At 58.2% G+C, this 20,611-nt stretch carries 21 protein-coding genes; 8 read left to right on the forward strand and 13 right to left on the reverse strand.

The annotated features are described in order from the left end of the window. Positions 1-50: 50 nt before the first annotated feature. Positions 51-944, reverse strand: a complete 894-nt coding sequence (locus V8J84_RS09005; protein WP_339930225.1) for a fructose bisphosphate aldolase — start codon at positions 942-944, stop codon at positions 51-53. 91 nt (positions 945-1,035) lie between these two features. Next, a complete protein-coding gene (locus tag V8J84_RS09010) occupies positions 1,036-2,226 on the reverse strand; it encodes a phosphoglycerate kinase (RefSeq protein ID WP_339930227.1) in 1,191 nt (396 codons plus the stop codon). A 144-nt stretch (positions 2,227-2,370) separates the two neighbouring features. Between V8J84_RS09010 and V8J84_RS09015 the strand changes: the two genes are divergently transcribed. The 3 genes from V8J84_RS09015 to V8J84_RS09025 all read left to right on the forward strand — a co-directional run bounded on the left by V8J84_RS09015 (position 2,371) and on the right by V8J84_RS09025 (position 4,505). After that, a complete protein-coding gene (locus tag V8J84_RS09015) occupies positions 2,371-2,877 on the forward strand; it encodes a peptidylprolyl isomerase (protein ID WP_339930229.1) in 507 nt (168 codons plus the stop codon). Next, positions 2,870-3,415: a peptidylprolyl isomerase gene (locus tag V8J84_RS09020; protein WP_339930231.1), complete on the forward strand. Its 546-nt coding sequence runs from the start codon at positions 2,870-2,872 to the stop codon at positions 3,413-3,415. Before V8J84_RS09015 ends, V8J84_RS09020 begins: the two co-directional genes overlap by 8 nt. A gap of 190 nt (positions 3,416-3,605) precedes the next feature. Then, positions 3,606-4,505: a DMT family transporter gene (locus V8J84_RS09025; RefSeq protein WP_339930233.1), complete on the forward strand. Its 900-nt coding sequence runs from the start codon at positions 3,606-3,608 to the stop codon at positions 4,503-4,505. Here the strand turns inward: V8J84_RS09025 and V8J84_RS09030 are convergent. Genes V8J84_RS09030 through V8J84_RS09040 form a run of 3 tightly spaced genes read right to left on the reverse strand, consistent with a single transcriptional unit; the run spans position 4,480 to position 7,273 of the window. Then, positions 4,480-5,889 (reverse strand): protein adenylyltransferase SelO, encoded by a 1,410-nt coding sequence (locus V8J84_RS09030; protein WP_339930235.1) that lies wholly within the window; start codon positions 5,887-5,889, stop codon positions 4,480-4,482. The two genes, V8J84_RS09025 and V8J84_RS09030, sit on opposite strands and share 26 nt — an antisense overlap. Further along, positions 5,886-6,335 (reverse strand): GNAT family N-acetyltransferase, encoded by a 450-nt coding sequence (locus tag V8J84_RS09035; RefSeq protein WP_339930237.1) that lies wholly within the window; start codon positions 6,333-6,335, stop codon positions 5,886-5,888. The genes V8J84_RS09030 and V8J84_RS09035 overlap by 4 nt, the downstream gene beginning before the upstream one ends. Then, positions 6,332-7,273 (reverse strand): nucleoside hydrolase, encoded by a 942-nt coding sequence (locus tag V8J84_RS09040; RefSeq protein ID WP_339930239.1) that lies wholly within the window; start codon positions 7,271-7,273, stop codon positions 6,332-6,334. Before V8J84_RS09040 ends, V8J84_RS09035 begins: the two co-directional genes overlap by 4 nt. Before the next feature lie 341 nt (positions 7,274-7,614). On the opposite strand from V8J84_RS09040, the gene V8J84_RS09045 reads away from it, so the two are divergent. Further along, positions 7,615-7,872 (forward strand): hypothetical protein, encoded by a 258-nt coding sequence (locus tag V8J84_RS09045; protein WP_339930241.1) that lies wholly within the window; start codon positions 7,615-7,617, stop codon positions 7,870-7,872. 136 nt (positions 7,873-8,008) lie between these two features. After that, positions 8,009-8,287: a hypothetical protein gene (locus tag V8J84_RS09050; RefSeq protein ID WP_339930243.1), complete on the forward strand. Its 279-nt coding sequence runs from the start codon at positions 8,009-8,011 to the stop codon at positions 8,285-8,287. A 66-nt stretch (positions 8,288-8,353) separates the two neighbouring features. On the opposite strand, the gene ilvN is transcribed toward V8J84_RS09050, so the two are convergent. From ilvN to V8J84_RS09080, 6 genes are all read right to left on the reverse strand, one after another. Next, the gene (gene ilvN, locus V8J84_RS09055; RefSeq protein ID WP_339930245.1) at positions 8,354-8,926 is read right to left on the reverse strand and encodes an acetolactate synthase small subunit; all 573 of its coding nucleotides are present in this window, start codon (positions 8,924-8,926) and stop codon (positions 8,354-8,356) included. Between the two features lie 91 nt (positions 8,927-9,017). Next, on the reverse strand, positions 9,018-10,769 hold the full coding sequence (locus V8J84_RS09060) for an acetolactate synthase 3 large subunit (RefSeq protein WP_339930247.1): 1,752 nt from the start codon (positions 10,767-10,769) through the stop codon (positions 9,018-9,020). Positions 10,770-11,041: 272 nt separating this feature from the next. Then, positions 11,042-11,980, reverse strand: coding sequence for a fatty acid desaturase (locus V8J84_RS09065; RefSeq protein WP_339930249.1), 939 nt, complete (start codon positions 11,978-11,980; stop codon positions 11,042-11,044). Between the two features lie 109 nt (positions 11,981-12,089). Further along, positions 12,090-12,752, reverse strand: coding sequence for a hypothetical protein (locus tag V8J84_RS09070; protein WP_339930251.1), 663 nt, complete (start codon positions 12,750-12,752; stop codon positions 12,090-12,092). A gap of 99 nt (positions 12,753-12,851) precedes the next feature. Beyond that, positions 12,852-13,727, reverse strand: coding sequence for a glutathione-dependent disulfide-bond oxidoreductase (yghU, locus tag V8J84_RS09075; protein ID WP_339930253.1), 876 nt, complete (start codon positions 13,725-13,727; stop codon positions 12,852-12,854). 335 nt (positions 13,728-14,062) lie between these two features. Continuing rightward, positions 14,063-14,158, reverse strand: coding sequence for a cache domain-containing protein (locus V8J84_RS09080; RefSeq protein WP_339930255.1), 96 nt, complete (start codon positions 14,156-14,158; stop codon positions 14,063-14,065). A 441-nt stretch (positions 14,159-14,599) separates the two neighbouring features. Between V8J84_RS09080 and V8J84_RS09085 the strand changes: the two genes are divergently transcribed. The 3 genes from V8J84_RS09085 (at position 14,600) to V8J84_RS09095 (ending at position 19,189) form a co-directional block, all read left to right on the forward strand. Then, on the forward strand, positions 14,600-15,682 hold the full coding sequence (locus V8J84_RS09085) for a TRAP transporter substrate-binding protein (RefSeq protein WP_339930257.1): 1,083 nt from the start codon (positions 14,600-14,602) through the stop codon (positions 15,680-15,682). Positions 15,683-15,811: 129 nt separating this feature from the next. Beyond that, positions 15,812-16,816 (forward strand): TRAP transporter small permease subunit, encoded by a 1,005-nt coding sequence (locus tag V8J84_RS09090; protein ID WP_339930259.1) that lies wholly within the window; start codon positions 15,812-15,814, stop codon positions 16,814-16,816. An 18-nt stretch (positions 16,817-16,834) separates the two neighbouring features. Beyond that, a complete protein-coding gene (locus V8J84_RS09095) occupies positions 16,835-19,189 on the forward strand; it encodes a TRAP transporter large permease (RefSeq protein ID WP_339930261.1) in 2,355 nt (784 codons plus the stop codon). A 69-nt stretch (positions 19,190-19,258) separates the two neighbouring features. Here V8J84_RS09095 and rpiB read toward each other — a convergent pair whose 3' ends face one another. Together rpiB and V8J84_RS09105 are read right to left on the reverse strand one after the other, a co-directional pair. Beyond that, a complete protein-coding gene (rpiB, locus tag V8J84_RS09100) occupies positions 19,259-19,708 on the reverse strand; it encodes a ribose 5-phosphate isomerase B (RefSeq protein WP_339930263.1) in 450 nt (149 codons plus the stop codon). Between the two features lie 38 nt (positions 19,709-19,746). Beyond that, positions 19,747-20,568: an arginyltransferase gene (locus tag V8J84_RS09105; protein ID WP_339930265.1), complete on the reverse strand. Its 822-nt coding sequence runs from the start codon at positions 20,566-20,568 to the stop codon at positions 19,747-19,749. Between the last annotated feature and the right edge of the window lie 43 nt (positions 20,569-20,611).

Below are 20,611 nucleotides of genomic sequence, written 5' to 3' on the forward strand. Positions count from 1 at the left end.
TTTTGCCCGTTTTTTGGCAATCTAGCAGATTGGCAGCACCGGTCTATGCCCTATCCCGCAACGGACGCCTGATAGATGCTGTCAACCGTCGCCGCGAGGTGTGCGTGGAATGCGTCATCGCTTTGATCGGCTGATAGCCCTTCGGTCAACGCGCGGCTAAAGCTGGCGATGATGCCGGTGTTTTGTGCCAATCTGGCGTTGGCCTCTGTCCGGTCGTATCCGCCCGATAGCGCCACGATCCGCAGCACGCGGGGGTGGTTGACCAGCGACAAATACTGGTTTGGCGTTTCAGGCAGCGTCAGTTTCAGCATGACCTGCTGATCGGCGGGCAGCGCATCAAGTGCTTTTGTCAAGGCGATAAGCAGCAGGTTCTCGGCCTCAGCCTTGTCGGCAATCGCGATGGAGACTTCGGGTTCAAGGATCGGAACAAGGCCGTGCGACAGGATCTGTTTACCGATCTCGAACTGCTGCACGACGATCGCGTTGATCCCGTCCGGGTTTGCCTCGGCGATGACCGACCGCATCTTGGTGCCAAACATGCCCGCATCGACGGCGCGCTGTAAAAGCGTATCCAGCCCGTCAATCGGCTTCATAAGCTGCACGCCGTTGTGCAGGTCGCGCAAGCCTTTATCGACTTTCAGAAAGGGGACCACGCCGTGGTTCTGCCAAAGCGCCTCAGCGGCAGGGCGGCCTTCGATCTGGCGGTCCATCGTCATCTCGAACAGGATCGCGCCAACAACTTTTTCACCCGTAAAGGCAGGCGACGAGACGATCCGGCTGCGCATCCCGTGCATCAGCGCGAACATCTCATCATCGTTTGTGTAAGCTTCATCGGTCACGCCATATTGGCGCAGCGCCTTTGGCGTTGATCCGCCGCTCTGGTCCAGTGCCGCGATGAAACCCTGACCGCTTTGGATTTGTGCAAGTTGCGCCTGATGTACCATGCCGGACCCCGTGCTGAAGAAATGTTTGTTTCTTCACTAAGCACGGGCAGCAGGGGCCACTCAATCGGGGTTGCGCTAACGGTTAGCGTTATCAGGCCGAAAGGGCCGCAACACCTGGCAATTCCTTGCCTTCCATCCATTCCAGAAAGGCGCCGCCAGCGGTTGAAATGTAGCTGAAGTTATCCGCAACACCCGCCTGATTGAGCGCGGCAACCGTATCACCACCGCCCGCAACCGAGATCAGGTTGCCCGCATCTGTCAGCGCCGCAGCCACACCGGCAGCCGCATTGGTCGCCCGATCAAAAGGCTCGATCTCAAACGCACCCAGCGGGCCGTTCCAGACCAGCGTTTTGGCACCAGCAAAGACCTCTGAGATGTAGGTGACCGTATCGGGGCCTGCATCAAGGATCATCGCGTCGGCGGGGCATGCGTCTGGTGCGACAACCTCATTGGCGGCACCCGCTTTGAATTCGCGCGCCACAACGACATCGCGCGGCAGGACGATTTCACAGCCGGCGGCCTTAGCTTTTTCCAGAATATCGCGGGCTGTATCGGCAAGATCGTGTTCACACAGCGATTTGCCCACATCCATGCCTTGCGCGGCAAGAAATGTGTTCGCCATGCCGCCGCCGATCACCAGATAATCGCACTTGCCCACAAGATTGCCCAACAAATCCAGTTTGGTCGACACTTTGGCCCCACCAACCACAGCCACCAGCGGACGTTCTGGCGTGCCAAGTGCCTTTTCCAGCGCGCCCAGCTCTTCGGCCATCAGGCGGCCTGCGCAGGATGGCAGCAAGCGGGCAATCGCCTCGGTGCTGGCATGGGCGCGGTGGGCGGCCGAGAAAGCATCGTTCACGTAGATATCGGCCAGTGATGCAAGGCGCTTGGCAAAGCCCTCGTCGTTCTTCTCTTCGCCTGGATTGAAGCGGAGGTTTTCCAGCAGCAGCACCTCGTCGTCGTCCATCTCGGCAACGGCATCGACATAGTCGCTATCCACAAACGTCACCGGCAGGCCCAGCACGTCGGCCACGGCAGGGGCGATGTGTTCCAGCGACATTTCCGGCACCACCTGACCTTTCGGGCGACCAAAGTGGGCCATCAGAATGACCTTGCCGCCAGCCTCCTGAATGTCGTCCACGGTCGCGGTGATCCGTTCAATCCGCGTGGTGTCAGTGACTTTGCCATCCTCGACAGGGACGTTGATATCGACGCGCACAAGCACGCGCTTGCCTGCAAGGTCCATGTCATCAAGGGTTTTCCACGTCTGCGTGCCGGTCATCATGATCTCCTGTGCGGTCGGTTGGGGCCTACCTGCGACATGACCCGACGACAGTCAACCGCCGACACCCCATCACCTTGGCTTGGCAATTGCGGGCAAGCGCCATATGTCAGCAGGGAAACGATTTATGAACAGGAGAGCCGCATGGCCGACTATAAAGACCCCGAGAACACAATCATCATGACGCTCAAAGACGGCGATGTGATCATTGAATTGCTGCCAGACGTGGCGCCAAAGCATGTTGAGCGCATGAAAGCGCTGGCGCGTGCTGGCAAGTATGACAACGTGGCCTTCCACCGTGTCATTCCCGGCTTTATGGCGCAGACGGGCGATGTTGAACATGCAAACATGGAAAACAACTATAACCCGGGCCGCGCAGGCACAGGTGGGTCCGACATGCCAAACGTACCAGCGGAATTTGGCAAGGTGCCACACGCGCGCGGATCGCTTGGCGCTGCACGGTCGCAAAACCCGGATTCAGCCAACAGCCAGTTTTTCATCAACTTCAAGGACAACGATTTCCTGAACGGCCAGTATACCGTCTACGGTCAGGTCACATCGGGCATGGAGCACGTGGACAACATTGCCAAAGGCGAGCCACCTGCAAACCCGGACCGCATGATCAGCGTCAAGGTGGCTGCCGATGTATAAGCTGGCAACTGTTCTGGCGCTTGTCGCCAGCCCCGCGCTGTCCGCAGGTCTTGAGATCGATATCGCAGGCGAGGCCGAGGGCACAATCGTGATCGATCTGTTCGAAGAGGTCGCACCGCTGCACGCAGCCCAGATCACCGCGATTGCGGCTGATGGTGGCTATGACGGCGTTGTGTTTCACCGCGTGATTGACGGCTTCATGGCGCAGACAGGTGATGTCGAATACGGCGTGGTCGGTGGCGATATGCGTCGCGCTGGCACAGGCGGCTCTGATCTGGGCAACATTCCTGCTGAGTTTTCCGATCTGGCGTTCGAGCGTGGCGTGGTCGGTATGGCCCGTTCGCAGAACCCTGACAGCGCAAACAGCCAGTTCTTCATCATGTTCGAACCAGGCTATTTCCTGAACGGTCAGTACACGGTCGTTGGTGAGGTTGTGTCCGGCATGGAAACCGTGGACGCGATCAAGCGCGGCACAGGCCCGAACGGCGCTGTGGTCGGCGAGCCCGACCGCATGGCGGCCGTGCGTGTCACCGAGTAAACCGGCCTGATCCAAAGGAGCGGCCCCAAGGGGCCGCACGTCTTTTGTGATCTGGCACATCTGGCAAAGGGCGCGATCATCTGGCGATGGTTGCGCCCTTTGTCGTCGCAAGCTCTCGTAGGTACGAAATTTCGGTCAAAGCCATCGGGTTGCGCTTGACTTTGTATCCTGTCGAACCCCTGTTGACCGGATGGAAAAGAAATCCCAAATCGATGTTTTTGGCGCGGTGGCGCTGACCGGCTTTGCCCTGTTGCTGGCCTTCAATCAGGTCGTGATCAAGGTCACCAATGGCGGCTTTCAACCGATATTCTTTGCTGGCCTGCGGTCTTTGGGGGCGGCGGTCTGTGTTTATGCGTGGATGCGGTATCGCGGCATCCCTTTGGGACGCAATCCGCGCATCGCGGCACTGGGCGCGGCCTTGGGTTGCGTGTTCGCGTTTGAGTTCACATGTCTTTTTATCGCGCTTGATCTAACAGCGGTATCGCGGGCGTCGGTGATTTTCTATTCCATGCCGTTGTGGCTGGCTTTGATGGCGCACATCTGGCTGCCCGATGACAGGTTGACGCCGCTTAAGGCGATGGGATTGCTCTGTGCATTTGCTGGCGTTGCTGTGGCGATCCTGACGCGACCTGACGGGGTGGGCAACATCTGGGGCGATCTGTTGGCATTAGGGGCCGCCATCGGCTGGGCGCTGACCGCGCTTTTGGTCAAAGCCACGGACTTGCGCACCGTCAAACCCGAAGTACAGTTGTTTTGGCAGGTGGCCGTTTCAGCGCCGATCCTGTTAGTGCTGTCGCTGTTTACGGGTGATCTGATCCGTGATCTTCAACCGATCCACCTTGCGGGGCTGGCGTTCCAGATCATCATCGTTGTCAGCGCTGGTTTCATTTTCTGGCTGTGGCTTCTGTCGATTTACCCGGCCTCTGGTGTGGCATCCTTCAGCTTTCTGTCGCCTGTTCTTAGCGTGGCGCTTGGGTGGCTGCTGCTGGATGAGGCAATCACCGCCGATTTGATTGTCGCACTGATCCTTGTGGCGGCGGGTATTGTGCTGATTAACCGGCCCGTCAGGTCCCGCAGAACGTCTGCGTAACAGCTTCACCCTGCGCTGGTGGTTGCGCGAAAGGTGCTGTTTCGGGCGTCAATGCCGCATATGGCCGGGTCACCGCATTCAGCATCGCGTGAAAAGGGGCATCGTCGCCCGCGACACCTGCCGCGATCACGGCCTCTACATGATGGTTGCGTGGGATAATCAACGGGTTTGATTTGGCCATGATGGCGGAGCTGTTATCGGTCAGACGGCTGCGCCAGCGGGTCTCCCACGCCTGAAGGGCTGGCTGATCAACGAACTGGTCTTTGAGCGTATCCGTCGCCAGTGCGGCAAAGCTGTTGGTGAAATCTGCACCGTCACGCGCCATCAGCGTCAGAAAATCATCGATCAGCGCATTGTCATCAGCGGTGGCATCTGTCAGGCCCAGCTTGGCTGCAAAAACATCGCGACGCGCACCGTCGAATACGTCTGAAAAGGTGTTGATAATCGTAGTGAAGTTTTCGATTGCCTCATCCTGATCGGGCATCAGCGGGATCAACGCCGTGGCAAATTGCGTCAAGTTCCAGACGGCAACGCCGGGTTGGTTTGAATAGGCATAACGCCCGTATTGATCGATCGCGCTGAAGACAGTGTCAGGGTGATAGGTGTCCATGAATGCGCAGGGGCCATAGTCGATGGTTTCTCCCGCGACCGAGACATTGTCGGTGTTCATCACCCCGTGAATAAAGCCAAGCCCCATCCAGCGGGCGACCAGCGCAGCCTGTCGGTGCAAGACAGCTGTGAGCAGTCCAGATGGGTCTGTCACGTCGGGATAATGGCGGGCCACGGTATAGTCATAGAGCGCCGCAAGCGCCTCTTTATCGCCGCGCGCGGCGTAAATCTGGAATGTGCCGACACGGATGTGACTGCTGGCAACGCGGGTCAGAACCGCACCGGGAAGTAGCGTTTCGCGGATCACGGTGTCGGCGGTGCGCACTGCGGCAAGGGCGCGTGTTGTCGGCACGCCCAAGGCATGCATCGCTTCGGATACAAGATATTCGCGCAGGACAGGGCCAAGCCACGCGCGCCCGTCACCGCTGCGCGAATAAGGGGTCGGGCCAGAGCCTTTAAGCTGGATATCACGCCGCGTGCCGTTCTTGTCGGTCACTTCACCCAAAAGGAGCGCACGACCATCGCCAAGCTGCGGATTCCAGTTGCCGAACTGATGGCCAGCATAAAGCTGTGCCAGTGGATCGGCCCCGTCTGGCACCTGATTTCCGCTGAACACGGTGGCGATCTGCGCATCATCTCCGGCGGTGATCCCCAGATCGTCAGCAAGAGCCGCATTAAACGCAATCAGACTTGGATCACTAACAGCGGTCGGCCTAAGACGTGTAAACATCTGGGCGGGCAGATCGCCGTAGGTATTGTCGAACGGGATTTTCATGCGGTGTCGGACATGACATGTACAGTTTGACCATCGCGCAAGCCGATCCGGTGGCACAAGCGCGCAGCAGGGCTTTCATCAGAAGGCACCGCAGCGCGCAGTCTTTGAATGCCGGCCTGCGACAAGGATTTGCTAACGGCGTGTAGCACTTCGGTGCCAATCCCGCGGCGACGCACCGATTGACGCACGAAAACATCTTCAATCCATCCGATCATGCCGCCATCCGCGACGGACCAGCCAAATGTCACGACGACATAACCCAATGGCGCACGGATCGGTCCGATCAGCCAGACCGCACCCAACGGGCTTTCGTCCAACAAGGGCGCTAGGGCCTTTTCGCGGGCGGCATCATCCATCGCGATACCGCGCTCTTCATGGCAGCGCAGCATCAGCCCCAACACAACCTGCTGGTGGTCTGGGCTGGCAAGTGTAATCGCAGCAGTCACAGGCGGGCCAACCGATCTGCCAGCAGCGCGAAAAATCCGTCTGCATCAATCTGGCGCATGAAAGTGGCATTTGGCGGGCGGTCACTGACGCGCCACCAATCCGCGACGGTCATGCCAAGCGTCAGCTCCGAGGATGTTTCGATCTCGACGTTGATATGACGGCCCTCAAAAAGCTCGGGCTGGATCAGATAGGCAATTACGCAAGGGTCATGCAGAGGTGCCCCCTCGGACCCGTATTTTTCCTTGTCGAAGCGTTCGAAAAAATCGGTCCAAGCAGCGACCATATCACCAACAGGGGTGCCGAGATTGCGAAAGGCATCAACCCGCGCCTGCGTGGTCAGCGCCTGATGGGTGACGTCAAGCGGCATCATCGTGATTGGTGCGCCCGCGTCAAAAACGATCTTGGCAGCCTCTGGGTCAACATAGATGTTGAACTCGGCTGCGGGTGTGATGTTGCCGCCCTCAAAGAACCCGCCGCCCATCAGAACGATCTCTTGCACCTTACCTACAATGTCCGGCGCCTTTTCAAACGCCGTGGCGATGTTTGTGAGCGGTCCCAATGGGCAAAGGGTGACAGTGCCTGCATTATGGTCGCGCAAGGTGTCGATGATGAAGTCCACCGCGTGCTGGTCTTGCAGCGGCATCGTCGGGTCTGCCATCTGTGGGCCATCCAGCCCGGTCTTGCCGTGCACATGCTCTGCCGTCACCAGCTTGCGAGATATCGGCGCATCGCATCCTGAAAAAACCTTGGTTTCGGGCATGCCGGCCAGCTCGCACACAATCCGCGCGTTCTTTTGCGTCAGTGGCAGCGGCACGTTGCCCGCAACCGCTGTGACGCCCAGCACGTCGAGGTCGTCTGGTGACGCAAGCGCTAGTAGGATCGCGACGGCGTCGTCCTGTCCTGGATCGGTGTCGATGATGATTTTGCGAGGTGCCATAGAGCTTCTTTCGACCGTTGTGATCTTTGCCCAGACAGTGCCGCGTGGGGCAGGGCGGGGCAAGGCGAAACCCGCAGTGTGGCCTGAAACCGCTGCATGACGACAGGGCAGCGATATGGCCGGAGTTCGCTGATCTGCGCAACAGGACTGTGCGCAACTTTGCCATATGCCGGATCAACGAATTTTGTGGGCCGAACGCCGCGTAGCAAAGTGGTTTGATCTGGCGATGACGCGCCCATTTTCGCTTGCTAACTGGTCCGTGCTGGCGGGGTGGGGCCAGACCGCTCAGGCTTACCGATGAAGGCACTCCCGCCTTCGCAATCCAAATGGAGAACGACACAATGACCCTGAAAACATCGATGTACGTCCCTGCTGCTTTTGCGCTTTTGCTGACCTCCCCGGTGCTGGCGCAGGCAACCGATCCACTCATCGACGTGAACGGTGACGGGATGTACAGCTTTCCCGAAGTTCAGGCGATCATGCCTGAAATGACGGAGGACCAGTTCACCGTGCTTGATACGTCAGGCGACGGTCTGCTGGATGCAGATGAAATCACGGTTGGGGTCGAAGCAGGCATCTTGCCTGTATCGGATGGCTAACGCGGCGCATCGCGTCACGCAAAGCCCATGCGCCCCCCGCGCTTCGCCCCAATCGGGCGCGGGGGGTTGCAGCGCGTCTGGAACCATTTGGTCGGGTTTGGGTTGGTTAAGCAACGCAAAGACGAAAGGAATTATCATGACGATGTCATTCAAATCTCTCGCAATCCCCGCAGTTGCCGTGCTCGGTCTTGCCGCCTGCGACATGGCGCCAACACCGGTTGCCGTTGCATCACCCGCAGCCGGCCTGACGCTGGCACAAGCGCAGGCGCAGTATCCGGATCTGGGGCTGGCAGAGTTCAACGCGCTCGATATCGACCGTAACAATGTGCTGGACGCCACCGAAGCTGGGCGGATCGCTACAAGCGACAGCGACGTGTCCAGCTTGCAGGACATCAACATCGACAACGACAGCTAAAGCGTTGTGATGACAATAAAAAGCCCGCGCCGGATGCTTCGGCGCGGGTTTTTTTGTGCGCGGGTCTTAGACCAGTGAGTCAGCGCCGCGGGCCAAAGCGGCCACACCTGTGCGGGCAACTTCCTGTAATCCCAGCGGGCGCATCAGATCGGCAAATGCGTCAATCTTTTCCGGCGTCCCCGTGATTTCAAACACGAAGGATTCCAGCGTGCTGTCGACCACATTGGCGCGGAAAATGTCGGCCAGACGAATAGCCTCAATCCGGCTATCTCCTTGACCTGCAACCTTAAACAGCGCCAGTTCGCGTTCAACGGTTGGCCCTTCGACGGTCAGGTCGTGGACCTGATGCACCGTCACGATCCGGCCCAGTTGCAGCTTGATCTGTTCGATTATCTGCGGCGTGCCGGACGTGACAATCGTGATGCGCGAGCGGTGACCCGTGTGATCGATCTCGGCCACGGTGAGGCTTTCGATGTTATAGCCACGGCCCGAAAATAGTCCGACGACACGCGCCAGAACGCCCGGTTCGTTTTCTACGATCACAGCGAGCGTGTGCTGTTCGATCCCGTCGCCGTAGCCGGATTTAAGATCATAGGCGGAGTGGCTGGACGCGCCTTTTTTGAGTTTTAGCGGAGACATGATTGCGTCCCTTTATTGCGACAAATGTGGTGTGCACCAAGCGTGCACCGGACGTGCACAGCGCGTGCACCGGAAAAACGGGTGAAATCGGTCATACCAGTGCCTCGCCCGCGCCGGAGATGGCACCTTTGGTTGACGCTTCGCCCAGCAGCATTTCGTTGTGCGGTTTGCCCGACGGGATCATCGGGAAGCAGTTTTCGTGCTTGGTCACCAGACAGTCGAAGATCACCGGACCGTCGTGGTTGAGCATCTCCATGATCGCATCATCCAGATCGGCAGGATCATCCACTTGGATGCCTTTCGCGCCAAACGCTTCGGCCAGTTTCACGAAATCGGGCAGACTTTCCGACCAGCTGGAGGAATAGCGTTCGCCGTGCAGCAGTTCCTGCCACTGGCGCACCATGCCCAGACGTTCGTTGTTGAGGATGAATTGCTTGACGGGCAGGCGGTATTGCATCGCCGTGCCCAGTTCCTGCATGTTCATCAGCCACGACGCTTCACCAGCGACGTTGATGACAAGGCTTTCGGGGTGGGCCATTTGCACGCCGATAGACGCGGGAAAGCCATAGCCCATCGTGCCCAAGCCACCGGAGGTCATCCAGCGGTTCGGCGCTTCAAAACCAAGATACTGCGCGGCCCACATCTGATGCTGGCCCACTTCGGTGCAGATATAGCGGTCGTGGTCCTTGGTCAGCGCCTCAAGCCGTGAAAGCGCGTACTGCGGCTTGATGATGTTGCCTTCCTGCTTGAACTTCAAACAGTCGATGCTGCGCCATTCGTCAATCTGGCGCCACCATTTCACGACCTCTTCTTTGTTGGTCTTGCGACCACCCGCTTTCCAGACCTTCAGCAAGTCTTCAAGCACGTGGGCCACGTCACCAACAATCGGCATATCCACATGGATCACCTTGTTGATCGATGACGGATCAATGTCGATATGCGCCTTCTTTGACTTCGGGCTGAAATCGTCAACGCGACCTGTGATGCGGTCATCAAAGCGGGCGCCGATGTTGATCATCAGATCACAGTCGTGCATCGCCATGTTGGCCTCGTAGAGACCGTGCATGCCCAGCATGCCCAGCCACTTGTCGCCGGACGCAGGATAGCAGCCCAAACCCATCAGTGTGGACGTGATCGGAAAGCCTGTCGCCTCGACCAGTTCGCGCAGCAGTTGTGTTGCCGCATCGCCAGAGTTGATGACGCCGCCGCCTGTATAGAAGATCGGGCGCTTGGCGGTTTCTATCGCGCGGGCCAGTTCGGTGATCGCGTCGATATCGCCTTTCACCTTGGGGCGGTAATGCGTTTCCATCGCCTTCATCGGGGCATAGGTGCCGGTGGCAAACTGTACGTCTTTGGGGATGTCGATCAGCACAGGGCCGGGGCGGCCCGATGTGGCCACGTGAAACGCCTCGTGCAGCGTGTTGGCCAGCTGATCGGTCTCTTTCACCAGCCAGTTGTGTTTGGTGCAGGGGCGGGTGATGCCGACGGTGTCGGCCTCCTGAAACGCATCTGTGCCGATCATGAACGTCGGCACTTGGCCCGTCAGCACAACAATCGGGATGCTGTCCATCAGCGCATCCGTCAGGCCCGTCACAGCGTTCGTCGCACCAGGACCCGATGTCACCAGCGCCACGCCAACCTTACCGGTTGATCGCGCGTAGCCTTCGGCGGCATGGATCGCGCCCTGTTCGTGGCGCACCAATACGTGCTGGATGTGGTTTTGCTGGAAAATCTCGTCGTAAATCGGAAGGACCGCACCACCGGGGTAACCAAAGACGACGTCCACGCCCTGATCAACCAAGGCCTGCACTACCATTCTTGCGCCCGTCATGGACTTTGTCATATCGCTCGCGTCCTTCGCGTCTTGAGTTATCGTGTCTCACAAAAAAGCCCCCGAGGATGTCGGAGGCGCATGGGGTTAGCTAGATGGCTATACCGTTACCGGCCCATGCGCGTGTATCCTAGAATGACGACGACAGATTGCATCGTGAACTCCTTTGTCTGTGGCGGACATTACCATGCGTTGGGTCGGGGTCAACCGCCAGATCTGGAGAAAATGTCGCACGGATGCGGTTTTTGGTAATTTTATTTCACATTTGGGCATAATGCCGCAGTTTATGCGTTTTCGCGCGTGTGTATCTGCGTTTGGGCCTGTGTGCGATACATCAGCGGATGGTCGACAGGCTGTTTGACATGAAACGCAAAGCGGCGCGCGATATCGCGATAGCCTTTGAAAAGTGTGTTTTCATTGGCGGCAAGATATTGCGTGCGCCGTTCGCGGTACAGTGCGGGAATGTCATACCACGGTGTCGCGGGACTGGCGTGGTGCACGATATGCAGATTGTTATTCAGGTAAAGCAGCGCAAGCGCGGGGTGGGTTTCGACAATCGCCGACCGCGCGCCCACGTTTTCAGCCGCCTGATGTTCCGCGTAGGACCGCATCGCGGTGAGCGACAGGGCAGGGTAGATGACGCAGAGCGCATAGACCCACATGGGCATCTGAAAGACCGCCGTGACAATCCAGACAACAGCGATCAGGCCGACACCGTGTAGCGCCCACGCCATGCGTACGCCCGCTTCGCCTTGGCGCAGACGAGCGAGTTCGGTGCGGGTGAAGCCGACAATCGTCAAAGCCGGCCCAATCAGCAGCCGCCCGACAAAGGTATTGTTCAGCGCAAACAGGTGGCGGGCAAAGTCGTTCATCCGGTGCACATCCGCCTCGCACCAGAAATAGCTTTCGGGATCCTCATAAGGGTCGGTCAGATGTTCATCGCGGTGGTGGCGCAGATGCAGATCGCGGTAGCGGCGGTATGGAAAGACGACCGCAAGTGGCAGGCTGACCAGACATTCATTCAGCCAAGCCCATGGGGTCGGATGGCCATGGATCGTCTCGTGCTGCAATGACGTATGGAATGCGGCCAGAAACGGCATCATCAGCAGACCGACCCACCACAGCGATGTTGTCCAGAGCAATCCAGCGGCAAACCACAGGGCTGTTGCGCAAACAATCAGGCCAAGCGTCAGCCACTCCACACGCCAAACTACAGCCCTCACGTCCGTCCCCTTATGCAATTGTCAGATAGCCCGCGCCTGAATTGCGCCGGACGTCCGAAACGATGCGGGTCCGGCGCTTATGTGTCAAGAAATTCTGATGCAGCGGTATCTAGCGTTGGTCGGCGACAAACACGCCGTTCACCTGATCCTCGCCGCCGTCATCATAGCGTGCTTGCCCTGCAAAGCTGCCGATGGCGTTACGGTATTGCGGGTTCACGAAGGTGCCGTCGACGCGGGTATCGATCATCACAGGCTCTCCATCGACAGTGATGTTGCCTTGGATCAACCCGTCAAAATCATCCTCGCGCCGCGCAAGGTTGACGATCAGCTCACCGCTGGTGTCAACCACGCCGCGATCCGCCAGCGTCGCACTCAGATCGTCAACCGTGCCCATGATGGACGATGACCCGAATTCGAAATCGCCGGTAAAGCCGATTGCGCCGGTGACGGTGGCCAGAACAGTTCCGGAATCAAAGTCCGTCACCAACGCGCCAAACTGGCCTTCAAATTCCGGCTTGCCAACGGTGGGCGGCGTGGGGTTCATGCCGTTTTCATTCAGCGCGATAAAGTCGTTCAGAACCTCTTGGCCAGCAACCGGCAGCGATGGAATATCGGCGTTCGACGGCAGGATGACTCCTTGAAGCAATCCATTGGATGTTTGCGTGCCGGTTAGGTTGATACCCTGCACCATGTCGCCGTCGGTGGTGGTGCCACCACATGCGGATAAGGCAAGGCAGGCGCTTGTCGCGATAAAAGCTTTTTGAAATGACATCTGGATCTCCGTTTCCCTGGGGTCAACGCTACCAGATGTCTTTCACGTTTCAATCAAAACTGTCGGCGCGCTGCATGTGCGCGTCGACAGTTTTGGCCGTTAGCTGTCCGTGTCACCTGCGACCTTGTCTTGGGTCTTGGTGTCAAAATCGGCGGCGTCGTGGCGTTCGTGCAGTTGGTCTGACGGCTCTCCCCATGCGCGGTTCACCTTCTTGCCGCGGATCACGGCGGGACGTTGGGCAATGGCATCGGCCCAACGCATGACATTCTCATAGCTTGCCACATCCAGAAACTCTGCCGCGTCATAAACCAGCCCGTGCACCAGTGCGCCATACCAAGGGAAGGTTGCCATATCCGCGATCGAATAGTCGTCACCACCCAGATACGCGCTTTCCCCCAGCCGCCGGTCAAGCACATCCAACTGGCGCTTGGCCTCCATCGCAAAGCGGTTGATCGGGTATTCGAACTTTTCAGGCGCATAGGCGTAAAAGTGACCAAACCCGCCACCAAGATAGGGCGCCGAGCCTTGTAGCCAGAACAGCCAGTTTAGCGTCTCAGCGCGCGTGGCCGGATCGGAGGACAGGAATGCCCCGAATTTCTCGGCCAGGTACAACAGGATTGCACCGCTCTCGAACACACGGGTGGGCGTGGGCGTGGAGTGATCCATCAGCGCAGGGATCTTCGAGTTGGGGTTCACACCCACAAAGCCGGACCCGAATTGGTCGCCGTCCTGAATGTTGATCAACCACGCGTCATATTCAGCGCCTTTGTGGCCTGCTTCCAGCAATTCCTCGAACATGATGGTGACCTTCACCCCGTTGGGCGTGGCCAGCGAATAAAGCTGATGTGGGTGCTTACCGACCTCAAGGTCCTTGTCGTGGGTCGCACCTGCGATGGGGCGGTTGATGCTGGCAAACTTGCCGCCGCTTTCAGCGTCCCAGGTCCAGACTTTGGGCGGAGTGTAGGTATCGGTCATGGCAAGGCCTTTTATGAATTGTGTTACCCGCAACCTAAGGGCCTGTTTACAATTTGCCAGAGCGCGCAGCTGTGCATTTGCGCAGGACGTGCCTGCTTCTTTTGGATACAAATACTTCGGGGGAGGCTGCCACAGGCAGACGGGGGCAGCGCCCCAAACCATAAAATCGCGTGCGGCGCAGCCGCTCCGTAAGGTCAAATGCAGTGATGGTGCCTTTGCGCGGTTTGACCGGTCGATGGCTTTGGCGAGACAAAGGTATTCGACCCGCCGCCAGAGCCGGCGATCTCCATGATGCGGCCGGTGATGGGGACGCCGTTGCGACTTTATGGTCCCGCCTAGTTCTGGCCGATAAGCGATGTCTGGCGCGGTGCCACAAGGTTAGTGCCGTCATAATCATAGACAAAGAGATACCCGTCCTGCCCGTAAAGCATCGCGTACAGTTCGCACGATGGACAGGTAATTGCTCATCTCTTCTCGCCTGGCCAGTTGGCGGCTTCCGGATATGACGACCAGCGCGATCGGCGCCACAGCGACAATCATTGGCAGTGTGGCGAGCAAAAAATCGTTTGCCCATACGATACCGAAAAGATGCCCGACACGCGGAACGTGAACCACTCCTTACCCCGAATCGTCAGTAGCGCGCCTGAGCGAAATAGCGGAAATTTTGTGCAAATTTCGTCCCTTGCGACGGGCATCAAAAAGGTTAGCGCAAACAAACGGCAAATTGGTCAGAAAAAATGACAAAAAGGGGCATCTTTGGCAAACTACGTCTTTCGGTCGCCGGGTCCATTGGCTAGCATCCGCCTACGTAACGATCAGCCCGCGACGCGCTTTTCGCCTGTCGCAGGTGACTAATGGGAGGAAAAAACCACATGGATCGCCGTTCTTTTCTAAAAAATTCCGCGTTGGGTGGCACAGCCGCAGCCGCAACAACGCTGGCTGCACCTGCAATCGCGCAGGCTGGCCGCACACTGACGATGGTCACATCTGTTCCTGACGGTTTCGCTATCTTTGATGACGCTGCACAGCGTTTCGCCGATCAGGTCAACATCATGTCCGGCGGCAGCCTGACAATCGACAAGCGCCCAGCGGGCACGCTTGTGGGTGCATTCGAAGTGTTTGACGCGGTATCTGCCGGTCAGGCCGATATGTACCACTCGGCCGACTACTATTTTGGTGGTCAGCACCCCGGTTACTACTTTTTCACAGCCGTGCCATTCGGCGCGACTGCACAAGAGCATAACGCATGGTACCAGCATGCAGGCGGCAAAGAGCTGCACGACGAGCTGGGCTCCATCTTTGGCCTGAAGTCGTTCCTGTGTGGTTCCACCGGCGCACAGCCTGGTGGCTGGTTCTCCAAAGAGATCAACTCTGCGGCTGACCTGCAGGGTCTGAAGTTCCGTATGCCAGGTCTGGGCGGCAAAGCGCTGGGTCTGACAGGCGCATCCGTACAGAACGTACCGGGCGGCGAAATCTATCAGGCGCTGGCCTCCGGTGCCATCGACGGCGCCGAGTGGATCGGCCCGTTCGCGGACGAGCGTCTTGGCCTGCAAGAGGTGTGTGAGTTCTACTACACAGGTGGTTTCCACGAGCCGGGTTCGGCTTTGTCGGCAGCCGTCAACCTTGATGTCTGGGAAAGCCTCGAGCCTGCGCACCAGCAGATCATCGAAAACGCAGCAATGGCCACACACGGCTGGAGCATGGCGCAATCGGCGGCTGAAAACGGTGCGGCTCTTGATCGTCTGCGCTCGCAGGGCACAAAGATCATGCAATTCCCCGATGACGTCTGGGATGCGTTTGGTACTGCGTCGAACGAAGCACTGGACGAATTCATGGGTGACGAGCTTTACGCGCGTATCCGTGAGAGCCATGACGCGTCTGTTTCCAACACATCCAGCTGGGTGTCGCAGTCCGACAACGCGTTCACTGCACAGCGTGACCGTATCAAGGGCTAAACCGGTAACGGTTTGATCCAGATCAACAAAAGATGGCCCCATGCCTGTTAGGTGTGGGGCCATTGCGAACAGACGTCGCGCGGAGCGGGCCAGAGGACTCGGGCCCCCGCGCAGCCAAATGGGGGCATCATGGAAGACGATATTGCCTGCACGGGATTTTTCCGTGCCACGACCGAGGACACCATAAGCTGTCTTGATAAATTCCAGTCCGACGGTGCGCTGCAATACCTGTCCGGCAACTTACTGGAAGCCCCATACAATCTGATTTACGCCCTCACACATCCATCCGAATGGCTGGCGTGGGTGCCTTACACGAATGCCGCTATGCCGGACGCCGCCGTAAAGGAATCGCTGATGCGGTTCATCTACTACGGCGCGTCAGAGCAGTTGTTCTTTGTGGTTTTCTTCCTCTTTCTCTGCGTGACAATCGCGGGTCTGATCTTCAACCGTTTTATGTGGGGCGTTGTGCGCGTCCTTGAAGGGTTCGCCAACACGGTGGGTCGCTTCTTTGCGTGGGCGGGCCTTGCAATGGTCCTTCAGCAGATCGTCATCATCTTTATGCAGCGCGTTTTTGCGGTGTCCGAGATCAGTATCGGTTTCGGTATGACCGTGACCCATGACGTGAGTTGGTGGTCGGAAGAACTGAAGCTTTATAACGCAATGATCGTCTGTTTGTGTGCAACCTACACCTTTGTGCAGGGCGGGCATGTGCGTGTCGATCTGGTCTATTCCGCGATCAGCTACCGCGCCAAGCGCGTGATCGACATGATGGGCTCGATGATCTTTATGATCCCTGCCGCCATGCTGACGTGGCTTTATGGCTGGTTCTTCCTGTGGCGCGTTCTGGTGGTGCCAAACCCGTCCGCATCCGACAGCCTTGACCGCTTGATCGGCAAGGCGCGGGCGTTGCGCTGGAACGTCGAGACAATCGGCTTTTCGCCCAACGGCTTTAACGCCTACTTCCTGTTCAAAGTGCTGCTGGTGACCTTCACGTTCATGGTGATGTTGCAAGCCGTCGCGTTCTTCTACCGCTCCTATCTGGAGTTCAAAGAAGGCGAGGATAGCGAAGGCAAATACCTCGACAAAGACCAGCTGGGTGACGCGCAAGCGGAACTCGTTGCTGAAATCCACTAATTGTAAGGCGATCACCCCATGCTTTTTGGTATAGATGGCGTCGAGCTCGGCATTATCATTGTGTTCCTGACGCTCTTTGCGGGCATCCTGTCAGGCTTTCCTGTGGCCTTTGCAATCGGTGGCTCTGCGGTCATTTCGTTTGCGATTATCGCGGCGCTGGATACCAGCGGCTACCTTATTCACATGGCCGTCGACACGACCACGCCGGAATATGCCGCACTGATTGCCGAAGGCGTCAGGCCCGAAGCGATATCGGTCTTCCGAAATCCTGATTTGCCGCGTTACGCATCCGAACTGTTCCCGCAAGGGTGGGAAGTGGCGCTGGACCGCAACGTGGGCTTCTTGGTCAACCGTATGAACGAACGCGTGCTGGCGGGTCAGTCGATCGAGACTTTGCTGGCGGTGCTGATGTTCGTCATGATGGGCATCGTGCTGGAACGGTCGCGTATTGCAGACGAATTGCTGACAACGATGGCAAAGGTGTTTGGCCCGTTGCCGGGTGGTCTTGCCGTTTCCATTGTTATTGTGGGTGCTTTCTTGGCGGCGTCGACAGGTATCGTCGGTGCGACTGTTGTCACCATGGGCTTGCTGGCGCTGCCGACCATGTTGAAAAACGGCTACTCGCCAGAGCTTTCAACCGGTGTCATTGCGGCCTCGGGTACGTTGGGGCAGATCATTCCGCCGTCTATTGTGATCGTTCTGTTGGGCACGCTGGCCGGCGATCTCTATTCCGCCGCCCAAGAGGATCGCGCACAACTGGCCGGATGCACCGACGCGCTGACATTTCTGGGCGAGCCTGCGGTGGTATCGGTCGGCACGCTGTTTCAGGCCGCTTTGTTGCCGGGCATCCTGCTGGCGTTCCTTTATGCAGCCTACGCCTTTGGCTACGCGCTGTTGAACCCGTCCAAAGCGCCTGCTGTCGAACTGGGTGGCAGCGCGGGCAGGGAGGTCATCACACGCAATGACGCGCTGTTCTGGTTCCTTGCGGCACCTGTGGCGCTGATCGCGCTGTTCATCGCGCTGGGATCAGTCAACATTCGCGGTGACCAATCGGTCTTGGTGGATTCCTTCACAGACGCGGGCCAAACCGCATCCTTGCGCACCAACGTCAGCGAGGACTGCGCCGCCTCCATGATCGAACTGCACGGTCAAGAGGCGTGGGACACAGCCGTCGCAGAACAGTCGGCAATCACCGACGCTGGTGGCGTTGAACAAGCCCGCGAATTGACCGAGGAAGAACGCGCGCAGGCTGTGCAGGACAAGATTGCGGATGCTGCCCCGCTTGGTACTGGCATCGCGTTGCTGGCCCTGTTGGCCGCTCTGGCACTTGCACTTGGGCGCGGCGTGGCCCCGTCGGCCAACCCCGCACCGCTGATTGCAGGTGCGGCTGGTGTTCTGGCCATGCTGTTTGTTGATGCCGCTTTTGTCGGACCGACGACATCACCGGGGACAACTCTGGTGTTGATCGCCTTGCCGTTGATCGCCATCTTCTATGGCCTTAAACACGCCTCTGCGCGGATGTTCCAGAACGAGATTATCCGCGTGGTCTTTCCGCCGTTGGTCCTGATTATCGCTGTGCTGGGGTCGATCCTTGGCGGTATCACCAACCCGACGCCGGCTGCGGCACTCGGTGCGGGTGGTGCGATCCTGCTGGCGACATTCCGCAAATTGCAGGATCAAGGCCGGTCCGGCGCTGTCGTGCTTTGGACGGCGGCGGCAATCGTCATCATGCTGATCATCGGCACCAACTTTGACATGCGCATGGGACAAGAAGTTGTCCTGCTGGAAAACCGGTTCGCCTTCCTTGTGGCGTTTGGTGCGTTCCTGTTTGCCATGTTCGGGCTGCTGTGGTCGTGCTGGACCCTGTTTACCGGTGGTGTCCTGTCGCCAGTGGTGCGTGAAACGGCCAAGGTGACGTCGATGGTATTCACCATCCTGATCGGCTCGCAACTGCTGAACCTTGTGCTGATCTCGTTTGGTGGCGAACACCATATCCAGCAGTTCCTGCGGTCGTTCGACAGCGAAATTCAGGTCTTCCTGATCGTCATGCTGGTGTTGTTCGTGCTGGGCTTTGTGCTTGATTTCCTTGAGATCATCTACATCGTGATCCCGATTGTGGGTCCCGTCATCTACGGCGGCACGTTTGATCCCAAGTGGGTGACAATCATGATCGCTGTGAACCTACAGACATCGTTCCTGACGCCGCCGTTCGGCTTTGCACTGTTCTACCTGCGCGGTGTGGCCCCGAAAGAGATCACAACGGGCCAGATCTATCGCGGTGTGCTGCCGTTCATCGTTATTCAGGTGGTGGGGCTGTTGCTGCTTTACTGGTTCCCGACTGTTGTGACGATTGTCCCGAACCTGCTGAACTGATCAGCCTGACCCCGAAACGCAAAAGGCCCGCAATAACCGGCGGGCCTTTTTACGTCTTGATCGCAGTGACTAGGCTTCGATAGCTTTGATCATATCCACACGGGTTGCGTGGCGGCCCCCTTCAAACGCGGTTTTGAGGAAGGCATCAACCACCTCAAGCGCAAGTCCTTCGCCGATGACACGTGCGCCCATGGCCAGCATTTGCGCGTCGTTGTGCGCGCGGATCATGGCCGCCGAGAACGTATCGTGGCACACGCCGCAACGAATGCCGTGCACCTTATTGGCGGCCATCATGATCCCTTGGCCTGTGCCGCAGATGATGATGCCCAGATCGGCCTCGCCCTTGGCGATCATGCGGGCTGCTGCCTCACCGTGCTTGGGGTAGTGGGTGCTTTCGGTAGTTGTCGGGCCGATATCAATTGCCTCAAACCCCATGGTCTGGATATGCGCGGCAATGGCCTGACGCAGATCAATGGCAGCGTGATCGCTGGACAATACAACGCGGATTTTATCGGTCATGTTCGAAAGGTCCTGTCAGGTGGGGCGTTGCCCTGCGTCTACCTGATCGGGCGGCTGTCGGGCAAGGAGATACGTGCCACCTGTTCTGCAATCGGATCGGTTGAAAGCGGGTGACCCTGCGTATCAAACTCTGCCGGATCGCCCAGCGTTGTCCACGTGCGATTGTGGTAAATCTCAAGCCCTTTGAACTTGGCCTTGTAATCCATCTTGGGGCTGCCGGGCACCCAGTAGCCCAGATAGACATAAGGCAGACCCAGTTCCTGCGCGATGGCGATGTGATCAAGGATCACGTAGGTGCCAAGCGACGCTTTGGTCAGGTCGGGATCAAAGAAGGAATAGACCATGCTCAGACCATCATCGAGGATGTCTGTCAGGCAGACGGCCGCGATGCCGGTGTCTTTGTCATTGGTGCTGTATTCGATCAGGCGCGAGCGGATCGGCGTTTCCTCGACCATGGCGGCGAATTCGAACATGTCCATGTCAGCCATGCCACCGTCAGAGTGGCGACCATCCAGATAGCGCCGGAACAGATCGTATTGGTCTTCTGTCGCCCATGGCGACATCGGGCGGCGTATCAGATCGGCATTGCGCGCAGCAACACGGCGCTGACTGCGTGATGGCGCAAAATCGGCCACCTTGATGCGGGCCGACATGCAAGCTGCACAATCAGCGCAGGACGGGCGGTAAAGCACGTTTTGCGAACGGCGAAACCCTTGCTTGGACAATGCATCATTCAAACGCGGTGCGCCTTCGCCTTGCAGGGCGGTGAACAGCTTACGTTCCATCCGACCCTCAAGGTAGGGGCAGGGCTGCGGAGCGGTCACATAAAACTGTGGTGCAATGGGAAGTGTATGACGCATGGGGCCCAGTCTTGGTTATCACTGCGACGTTAGCAACTGGTTT

This window comes from Yoonia sp. 208BN28-4 (genome assembly GCF_037543925.1).
Lineage (GTDB): Bacteria > Pseudomonadota > Alphaproteobacteria > Rhodobacterales > Rhodobacteraceae > Yoonia.

What these genes read in the sequence shown, in the direction of transcription:
- V8J84_RS09005 (WP_339930225.1), bottom strand. Translation starts at nt 944, where the DNA reads ATGGTACATCAGGCGCAACTTGCACAAATCCAAAGCGGTCAGGGTTTC.
- V8J84_RS09010 (WP_339930227.1), bottom strand. Translation starts at nt 2,226, where the DNA reads ATGACCGGCACGCAGACGTGGAAAACCCTTGATGACATGGACCTTGCA.
- V8J84_RS09015 (WP_339930229.1), top strand. Translation starts at nt 2,371, where the DNA reads ATGGCCGACTATAAAGACCCCGAGAACACAATCATCATGACGCTCAAA.
- V8J84_RS09020 (WP_339930231.1), top strand. Translation starts at nt 2,870, where the DNA reads ATGTATAAGCTGGCAACTGTTCTGGCGCTTGTCGCCAGCCCCGCGCTG.
- V8J84_RS09025 (WP_339930233.1), top strand. Translation starts at nt 3,606, where the DNA reads ATGGAAAAGAAATCCCAAATCGATGTTTTTGGCGCGGTGGCGCTGACC.
- V8J84_RS09030 (WP_339930235.1), bottom strand. Translation starts at nt 5,889, where the DNA reads ATGAAAATCCCGTTCGACAATACCTACGGCGATCTGCCCGCCCAGATG.
- V8J84_RS09040 (WP_339930239.1), bottom strand. Translation starts at nt 7,273, where the DNA reads ATGGCACCTCGCAAAATCATCATCGACACCGATCCAGGACAGGACGAC.
- V8J84_RS09045 (WP_339930241.1), top strand. Translation starts at nt 7,615, where the DNA reads ATGACCCTGAAAACATCGATGTACGTCCCTGCTGCTTTTGCGCTTTTG.
- V8J84_RS09050 (WP_339930243.1), top strand. Translation starts at nt 8,009, where the DNA reads ATGACGATGTCATTCAAATCTCTCGCAATCCCCGCAGTTGCCGTGCTC.
- ilvN (WP_339930245.1), bottom strand. Translation starts at nt 8,926, where the DNA reads ATGTCTCCGCTAAAACTCAAAAAAGGCGCGTCCAGCCACTCCGCCTAT.
- V8J84_RS09060 (WP_339930247.1), bottom strand. Translation starts at nt 10,769, where the DNA reads ATGACAAAGTCCATGACGGGCGCAAGAATGGTAGTGCAGGCCTTGGTT.
- V8J84_RS09070 (WP_339930251.1), bottom strand. Translation starts at nt 12,752, where the DNA reads ATGTCATTTCAAAAAGCTTTTATCGCGACAAGCGCCTGCCTTGCCTTA.
- yghU (WP_339930253.1), bottom strand. Translation starts at nt 13,727, where the DNA reads ATGACCGATACCTACACTCCGCCCAAAGTCTGGACCTGGGACGCTGAA.
- V8J84_RS09080 (WP_339930255.1), bottom strand. Translation starts at nt 14,158, where the DNA reads ATGCTTTACGGGCAGGACGGGTATCTCTTTGTCTATGATTATGACGGC.
- V8J84_RS09085 (WP_339930257.1), top strand. Translation starts at nt 14,600, where the DNA reads ATGGATCGCCGTTCTTTTCTAAAAAATTCCGCGTTGGGTGGCACAGCC.
- V8J84_RS09090 (WP_339930259.1), top strand. Translation starts at nt 15,812, where the DNA reads ATGGAAGACGATATTGCCTGCACGGGATTTTTCCGTGCCACGACCGAG.
- V8J84_RS09095 (WP_339930261.1), top strand. Translation starts at nt 16,835, where the DNA reads ATGCTTTTTGGTATAGATGGCGTCGAGCTCGGCATTATCATTGTGTTC.
- rpiB (WP_339930263.1), bottom strand. Translation starts at nt 19,708, where the DNA reads ATGACCGATAAAATCCGCGTTGTATTGTCCAGCGATCACGCTGCCATT.
- V8J84_RS09105 (WP_339930265.1), bottom strand. Translation starts at nt 20,568, where the DNA reads ATGCGTCATACACTTCCCATTGCACCACAGTTTTATGTGACCGCTCCG.